Source organism: Psychrobacter sp. AOP31-B2-9 (genome assembly GCF_052378005.1).
Taxonomy (GTDB): Bacteria; Pseudomonadota; Gammaproteobacteria; order Pseudomonadales; family Moraxellaceae; genus Psychrobacter.
The window spans coordinates 1-8,307 of sequence record NZ_JBQSXG010000129.1 but is presented as its reverse complement, the minus strand read 5'-3'; the positions used below and the strand labels follow the sequence as shown (position 1 = coordinate 8,307).

The following is an 8,307-nucleotide window of genomic DNA, read 5'->3' as shown; positions in this document are numbered from 1 at the left end:
AGTGGTAATAGCGGTAATCGTATAATAGAGCCACTATAGTATCAACTTGGCTGAGTATCACAGTGTGTGGTTGATACCCAGCTTTTTTGGTTTATCTTATTGCGAATTAAAGTGTGGCTACATGTTAAGATTTTTGGCAGTTAAATAGCACTTCTTCCTCTTCAATCGCCACATCACTGTCTAGTGTTTTATTGCGCAATGTTGCTTCGTCGCCATTTACTTGCCATATGATACCGTGAGTATCATCCAGTCCAATCTCACCTACATAGACTTGTGTATTGGCATCAGTGTTGCTATCTGAGGTAGCGACCAAATCGTAATCTAGACCATCGATGATTAAGTTTGCGGTGTGTGGTGTGCTGTCATCATGGTAAGACACACCAATAGTAGCAGTTGGCTCACAGGTAAACGGCGTGCCTGCACTGGCATGATCATGTCCTTCGTGATCGTGTCCTTCGTGATCGTGTCCTTCGTGATCGTGTCCTTCGTGATCGTGTCCTTCGTGATCGTGTCCTTCGTGATCGTGTCCTTCGTGATCGTGTCCTTCGTGATCGTGTTCTTCGTGATCGTGTTCTTCGTGATCGTGTTCTTCGTGATCATGTTCTTCGTGATCGTGTCCTTCGTGATCATGCTCTGCCGTTACTTCTTCAGATGCTGCTGTATCTGTACTAGGCTGACAGCCTAATAATGAGCCTGTCATGATACTTCCGATTAATGCAGCGCCTGCAAGTTTAGAGAATGATAGAGAGTCAGTCATATTATAAGTTCTCGAATAAGTGAAAATTAAGATATGTTATAATATAACAATAGACGGATAAAATAAAGCCGATGCTGGAGAATATCCAACATCGGCTTATTAGGAAACGCACTCAATGTAAATACTATCTACCGCTTAAATATTAAACATTAAAGCGGAAGTGCATGACGTCGCCATCTTGCACGATATAAGTTTTACCTTCTAGGCGTGATTTACCAGCGGCTGCTGCGCCTTTTTCACCGTTGTATTCGATAAAGTCATCATAAGCGATGACCTCAGCACGAATGAAACCGCGCTCAAAATCAGTATGAATCACACCAGCAGCTTGCGGGGCTGTAGCGCCAACAGCAACAGTCCATGCACGCACTTCTTTGACACCAGCGGTAAAGTAAGTCTGCATATCAAGCAAATCATAACCACCACGAATGACTTGATCTAGACCTGCTTCTTCCATATCCATTTCAGCCAAGAAGTCTTTTTTGTCTTCTTCGTCAAGCTGAGCAATCTCAGCTTCGATTTGGTTGCATAGTGCGATGACGATAGAGTCTTCACCAGTGGCATAGTCGCGCACTGCATCAAGGTATGGGTTGTTTTCAAAGCCATCTTCAGCGACGTTAGCGATATACATGGTTGGCTTTAGGGTGATTAGACCATAGCTTCTGATTAGTTTTTTCTCATCAGCGTCTAGGCCAGCAGCGCGAGCAGCTTTACCTTTTGCTAATAATGGCTCAATTTTTTTGAACACATCTAGCATGGCTGCAGCGTCTTTATCACCGCCTTTGGCTTTTTTGGTCAAGTTAAATACCGCACGCTCTACAGCTTCTAAATCTGCCAATGCCAGTTCGGTATTGATGGTTTCGATGTCATCAATTGGGCTGACGCGTCCATCAACGTGTACCACATTGTCATCATCAAAACAGCGTACGACGTGAGCAATCGCATCAGTCTCACGGATATTGGCTAGGAACTGGTTGCCCATGCCTTCGCCTTTTGATGCGCCTGCGACCAAGCCTGCGATATCGACAAACTCCATGGTCGTTGGCAGTACACGTTCAGGGATGACGATGTCAGCCAGTTTCTTTAGACGTGGATCTGGTACTGGCACGATACCCGTGTTGGGATCTTTGGTACAAAACGGGAAGTTTTCAGCGGCGATACCCGCTTTGGTCAAGGCGTTAAACAAGGTGGATTTACCCACGTTTGGTAGGCCAACGATGCCGCAATTAAAACCCATAGCATTCTCTCAATATAGTAATAAAATCAGTTGGTATAAAGATTGGTTAAATGATAAATCAAAATTGGGCACATTGTAGCAAATTTACCTGAATAGGGGTGAGGTTGTTGCGTTGTAGACTGATATTTAGCATCTGTTATTGCTAGTAATTTTGCCATTTTATCTATTATGGTAAGCTGTACTATAAAATGAGCAACTGATCTGATAGCAATATCAAAGGTTCATCCTTTGTAAAGGCGATTAACATAAACAAAAGGCCACTTCTTATAATGACGACCACAATTTTTAATACACGCCGCTATAGTTATCCGCAGAATTTTCTTGAAATGAAACCTAAGCTGGCTCAGCTTGAGCAGGCAATCAAAAAGCTAGAAGCAAATCTGATTGATACTGCTGAGGCGGCAAATATCAAATTATTAGATCAAAGATTGGATAGTGGTGCGGGGTTAGAGGTCGATTATGCCAGTGAGTTAAATCCAGATCAGCTAATGGCTGCAACGACTATCGAAGGCAAGGTGTTGGTCATCGCTGGTGCAGGTTCTGGTAAAACCAAAACACTCACTTATCGAACCAGCTATCTGTTAGAGAATGGGGTGTCGCCTAAAGATATCTTGCTACTCACCTTTACCCGAAAAGCGGCCAATGAAATTAAAAATCGTGCAAAGACGCTATTGACCAGCCGTTTGTCTGATGAGGATTTGGCTAAGGATAAGCTGCCAACTGATAAGTGGCTCAACGACATTGCTAGCGGCACTTTTCATTCATTTTGTAATATGCTGCTGCGCCAGTATTCAGGGCTGCTTGGTATTAATCCTCGATTTACGATTTTAGACACGGGTGATAGTGAAGATGCGATTGATCTAATTCATAAAGAAAAGAAGTATCCCACCCAAACCAAAAACCAAGCGTTTCCTCGTAAAAAGACCCTACAAAACATCTTTTCAACCTCTAGAAATAGACGCATTCATATCCGCGACTTGATAGAAGATAGTTACCCTGATATAGCTGTACATATTCCTATCATTGAGCAGCTGGCGGTTGACTTTCATGAGTATAAGCGAGCCAATCATCTTTATGACTTTGACGATATTATTAGCCAAGTGGTACGTCATCTAAAGACCAATGATAAATTTCGACAACTACTACAACGTCAGTACCGTTACGTGATGGTCGATGAATATCAAGACACCAATATTCCACAAAAAGAGCTGATAGATTTGATTTGTAAGCCTGAGTCTGTATCGCTCATGGTCGTTGGTGATGACAATCAGAGCATTTATGCCTTTCGCGGTGCCAATTATGAAAACATCTTGTTGTTTGGTGAGAGTTACCCCGATGCCAAGTTGATCAAGCTTGAGCAAAATTATCGTAGTACGCCTGCCGTTTTAGACTATATCAATGCCTTGTCAGCACAAATCACGCTAGGCTATCAAAAACAGCTGTACTCTGATGCATTAGTAACAGGAATCAAGCCGGTATTTAGTCGCTTGCGTGATGAGACCCGTGAGGCCAAATATATTGCTGATAAGATCATCAAGCTAAAATCAGAATTTGATTATGACGACTTTGCTGTATTGTGCCGAACGTCATTTCAGTCCAACTATGTCCAATTAGAATTTATGGAGCGTCATATTCCATTTATTGTCGTGGGTGGTATCAAGTTTATAGAAAGACGTCATATAAAAGACGTCTTGGCATTCGTAAAGATACTTTATAACCCCAATGACACGATCGCATGGCACCGTATTTTGACCTTGTTTAAGGGAGTAGGGTCAGTCACCGCGACGCGTTTGACCCAAGCAATTAATGCGGACAATAATTCGTTTGAGCCATTAACTACGGCAAAGTTTGCCAAAAAAAGCGAGCAGCTTGAGCCTTTGTATCATCTACTTACCAAAGCAGATCGGGCAAAATCTGTCAAAACAGTCATTGAGCAGATTCTGAAGTTTTATACGCCTATTCTAAAAACGATTGAGGAGAATTGGCGAGAGCGTAGTGAGGACTTCCGTGTACTCAAAAAACTGGCAACAGAATATAGCAGTCTTGATAGTTTCTTAGAAAACCTAGCACTTGATCCACCTAATGACTCAGTGGCGACGGCCAGTCAGTCTAAAACAAAGAATACCGACAAAGTCACTATCTCAACCATCCATAGCGCCAAAGGACTAGAGTGGCCAGTGGTGTTTGTCAATTCATTGGTTGATGGTATGACGCCGCATCATCGCTCGCTCGACGATTTTGAGGAATTAGAAGAAGAACGTAAGCTGTTTTATGTGGCCTGTAGTCGTGCTAAGTCTCAGCTTTATCTGACGGCACCTGATTACTTGTCTAGCTATTCAGGGTATTTTGACAAGCCGTCCCGCTTTATCGCCGAGCTATCTGCGAATGAGGTGACGATTAAGACCGCTAAAAAACCTAGAAAAGAAAGTGATGAGCCAGTGTGGTGGTGAGGTTTCGCAGATATAATCACCACCCATTGAGCTTTATATATTTAAGCGTCCGTCTCTGCTTGACTAGCTATACTGGCATCACTGTCACTGTCGAGTAAGGGCTCCTCAGTAGTAGTGACAACTCTGGATACAACATACGAGCTGCTATACGTAGCGTCCGTAGCGATTGGGTAAATCTCTAATCGCTCCAATTCTGCTAATAAGTCTTGAGTGACTTCCTCTTTGCGAGTGACAAAGGTAGAGGCAAAGCAGCGCCAAAATTTCCAGCCAGCACGCTCCAAAATCCGCTGGCGTTGCATATCGCTGTCCCACTTATCAGGCCCATGATATCTATCTCCATCACACTCGATGGCTAGGCTGTTGTCGTTTTCACCTTCGACCACCATATCGATTCGGTAAGCACCTGCTGTTACTTGTGGTACGACGCGATAGCCTTTTTCAATCAGAAGATCAAAGACTTCTTTTTCAAAGGGTGACTCACATTTATCACGTAATTCTGTGACTTCTTCTTCATCTTGCATGAATGGTGCCTGAAAGTGTTTGATAAGCTCTGATCGGTAATGATCAGCTTGGCTAAGCTCATTCAGCTCAATACTGCGCACCAAATACATTCTATCGCGCGCTCTGGAAGCAGCGACATTCATCCGCTGGGCAAAGGTATCTCTGGTTTGTGCATGGGCGGCACCTGGTGCCACAACCAATGATAAAAACATGATGTCGCGCTCTTTGCCCTGAAAGGTTCTAGCATCACCGCAGGCAATGTCAAAATCAGTCATGAGTGTTTCATCCAACTCTTTATTTAGCATCTCCATAATACTGTGTGCTTGCTTATTGCCTAATAATGAGACAACACCAATGGTTTTACCCTTATAAGCTGGGTCAGAAACAATGGTTTTTATTTCATTAACGATAAACCTGACTTCTGAGGGGTTGATATCAGAACCTTTCGCACGATAGCCATCGGTGACATAGATATCAATCAATGGTGGGTCTAAGCGCTCTGAGGGTTTGGCTCTACGTAATGGTATCAGCTCATGATTATAAAACTCACGTTTAGAGAACTCAATAATAGGGGCCACACTACGAAAGTGCTCTTTTAACATCACACTGCTATCCGCAAACACCACTTTAAATAAGTCATAGATTGAGCGATCAGGCGACATCTGTGAGCGATAAACAGGGACCTGGTTGCTCAGATACTGTGCCATCAGATGGCGAATTTTTTCGATATCGAGACCGACGCCTTCTGGTGAGACTTGTTTATCGTCACCAACGATCAACACTTTTTTGGCTCGCATGATGGCTGGTAGCGCTGTTAAATCAGATTGAGAGGCTTCATCGATAACAACTAAGTCAAAACTGCCGAATTCTGCTGGCAGGGATTCAGAGATACGATAATGCGGCATGATCCAACATGGAATAGCAGCACTTGCGCCTGCAGAGGCTTCTCGCGCTTCACGGCGATAATAATGTGCACCTTTACCGGTTCCTTTACCGATACGCATAATGGCAGAGCGGTATTTTTCCAAAGAAGCTCTGACGTTCGGCGTCGCATTTTCGGCGACTTTTAGCCACGCTCGCTTGGTGATGGCTTTTTGATAAAGTCTTGCCAAGTCTGACTCTAAATTGCCACGAGTTTTGGCCAGTTGCACCAACTCTTTACGACCATCGATGCTGTCGATAAAGCTTCTTAATCGGCTGAGACGCCAAATTTTCTGCCAGTCATTAGGTAATAAGTCATCTATTTGTGTTGTATTTTGAGCGTTAGCACAAGGCGTATGGCGTAACTGTTCGGCCCAAAGTGGTGCGCCATTGTTTTCGATAAGCTTGGTAATGGTCGCGACTGTTTGTAGATCGGCTGCAAGATTTCTTACTCGTTTTAGATCATTTAGCAGGTCTTTCCATATAGTTTGTAATGCATCATCAGATAAAGTGGTACTACCAATTTTCTGATTGAAAAAGGCAATGGTTTTGTCGCTAATGTCACCGTCACAATCAGTAAGCTTATCCAGTAACCTCTCTTTTAACTTGCTACTTTTTATCAGGTTATGTCTTTTTAGATGTTGATTAAGTATATGACTTATCTCAACCAAAGCTTCTTTATCATAACGTATTTTCTTGTTGGTATTACTAGTATCCCACTCTATGAATATAGTACGTAGTGCCTGTTGAATATCATTTTGTAGACGATTGATATCAAAAACGGCCTCATATAAGTAAGCGGCTGAATTTAAATCAGATAAGACATCAGGTGATACCTCAAATATGGGTAAAGGTAGATCATTGGATAATACATTCCAGCGCAAGATAAGCTCTAGCGTTTTTTTCTAAAGGCTATAAAGTTTAATACGTATTGCCAATCTTGTGCGCTTGAGGGTGGTGATGCGAGTATCCTAATAGATTCAAGGCATTTTTTTTCTGCCGATTTACCAAAAATACCTATTAAGCCAAAAGGTTTTCTACCTTCAGATAAATTAGTGATGGCATCGACCAGTTCTGGATTTTTATCTACGTTGTCAGGCAGTGAGATTGGTTTGCTTAAATAAACTGATCTCTCGTTAAACAGTGCTTTGATTTCGGTATTCAGCGTATTTAAATGCTCAATGATGTCTTGCTTGGCATTATCAGCCAGGTGCGGTTGGATATGAGTTGTCCAGTCTTGTTTAGCATTCTCAACTTTTTCAAGAAGATAGATTAAACGAGAGGTGTTAGCAGCTGTATTATAAGCAATGCTCAAAGTGTTAGCACTGTGTTCCATCAAGCTTGGTAGTTCGCCTTGCTCCTCAGCTGCTTGTGATTCGTTCAGGTAACTTAAATCTCTGTGCAACTGTATCATCGTATTGGTAGTAGGAATATCTGCAATCGCAGGTATTTTTTTATTAAGATAATGTAAGTCGCTGCCAAGTTTGATTCTGGCATTTTTTAGTTCAGTTATATCATTATGAGTAAACTGAGGCTTAAATACCTCTTCTATACCCAATGTATCAGGAATGCTGTCTATAAGCTGTCGATTTTGAGCAATCTCAGTCGCAGCATCTATTGGCTTGATAGTTTCGTCATCCATGACGATATCATCAAGGTTTAACCGTGCCCAAGCCGTAATTTTTTGGTCGGTACTGGCCAATTGTGCATGAATAGTATCGATTTGATCATCTAGCATCACGATATCTTTTTGGTAGGCCTCGCGATTGATACCTGATAATTCGCTTGATATCTTTTTGACGGTATGTTCAAACTGCTTTAGGCCTTCGTTTTCGCTGGTGAGTAAGCTCACAGCGAGCGGTCTTATCGATTCAGGCAACTGCTCTTGTAGTACCTTTAGGGCAGGATCTTTCATGGAGGTGACCAAAACTCTCTGGCCAAGCGCTAAGTAATGACAGATAACATTGGCGATGGTGTGCGTCTTGCCTGTACCTGGTGGACCTTGCACGACCACACCATCGTGTACATCTAGCTGCTGTATGATTTGTACTTGCTCATCGTTGAATGCTTTGGGGAAATAGAGCTCAGTTGGCGTGCTGGTATAATTTTCGCTACCACCTACCATAGATAAGCCCCGATAAGCGGACAATACGACTTCTTTATTTTCGGTTGCAGGCTCTGTCAGCATAGCTTTGAGGGCGTTTGGCAAATTGCCATCAGAGACCGTTTCGAGTTGCGTAGATAGTTTTTCCAGATCTTGCAAAAATATATTATTGCTTCTCGGGCGAGCCATGATTACCCAAGTATCTGTTACGATAAGGTTGTGCTGTGCTGTAGGTATTTTGCGCTCATCTGCAGTAGTATGGTCTGGTTGATAAACGCCAGAAGCGTCAAGCAATGTCACCGCTGATTTTAAGATAGGCTCATAGCTACTTGGTATAAAT

5 protein-coding genes are annotated in these 8,307 nt (G+C 42.7%); 1 reads left to right on the top strand and 4 read right to left on the bottom strand.

Features of this window, described 5'->3' with window-relative positions; translation table 11 throughout:
* Positions 1 to 124 precede the first annotated feature (124 nt).
* Both ACT3SX_RS12190 and ychF read right to left on the bottom strand, forming a co-directional pair.
* A complete protein-coding gene (locus ACT3SX_RS12190) occupies positions 125 to 757 on the bottom strand; it encodes a hypothetical protein (RefSeq protein ID WP_444528573.1) in 633 nt (210 codons plus the stop codon).
* Between the two features lie 142 nt (positions 758 to 899).
* Positions 900 to 1,991 carry a redox-regulated ATPase YchF gene (ychF, locus tag ACT3SX_RS12185; RefSeq protein WP_192520212.1) on the bottom strand — a complete coding sequence of 364 codons (1,092 nt, stop codon included), beginning with the start codon at positions 1,989 to 1,991 and terminating at the stop codon, positions 900 to 902.
* A 269-nt stretch (positions 1,992 to 2,260) separates the two neighbouring features.
* Here ychF and ACT3SX_RS12180 point away from each other — a divergent pair, with 269 nt between their 5' ends.
* Complete coding sequence (locus tag ACT3SX_RS12180; RefSeq protein WP_192520211.1) at positions 2,261 to 4,441, top strand: ATP-dependent helicase; 2,181 nt, start codon at positions 2,261 to 2,263, stop codon at positions 4,439 to 4,441.
* 41 nt (positions 4,442 to 4,482) lie between these two features.
* Here the strand turns inward: ACT3SX_RS12180 and ACT3SX_RS12175 are convergent, their stop codons facing one another.
* Both ACT3SX_RS12175 and ACT3SX_RS12170 read right to left on the bottom strand, forming a co-directional pair.
* Positions 4,483 to 6,747: an AAA domain-containing protein gene (locus tag ACT3SX_RS12175; RefSeq protein ID WP_442069974.1), complete on the bottom strand. Its 2,265-nt coding sequence runs from the start codon at positions 6,745 to 6,747 to the stop codon at positions 4,483 to 4,485.
* Positions 6,748 to 6,755: 8 nt separating this feature from the next.
* Positions 6,756 to 8,307, bottom strand: a 1,552-nt coding sequence (locus ACT3SX_RS12170; RefSeq protein WP_444761759.1) for an AAA domain-containing protein, incomplete at its 5' end; no start/stop codon positions are given.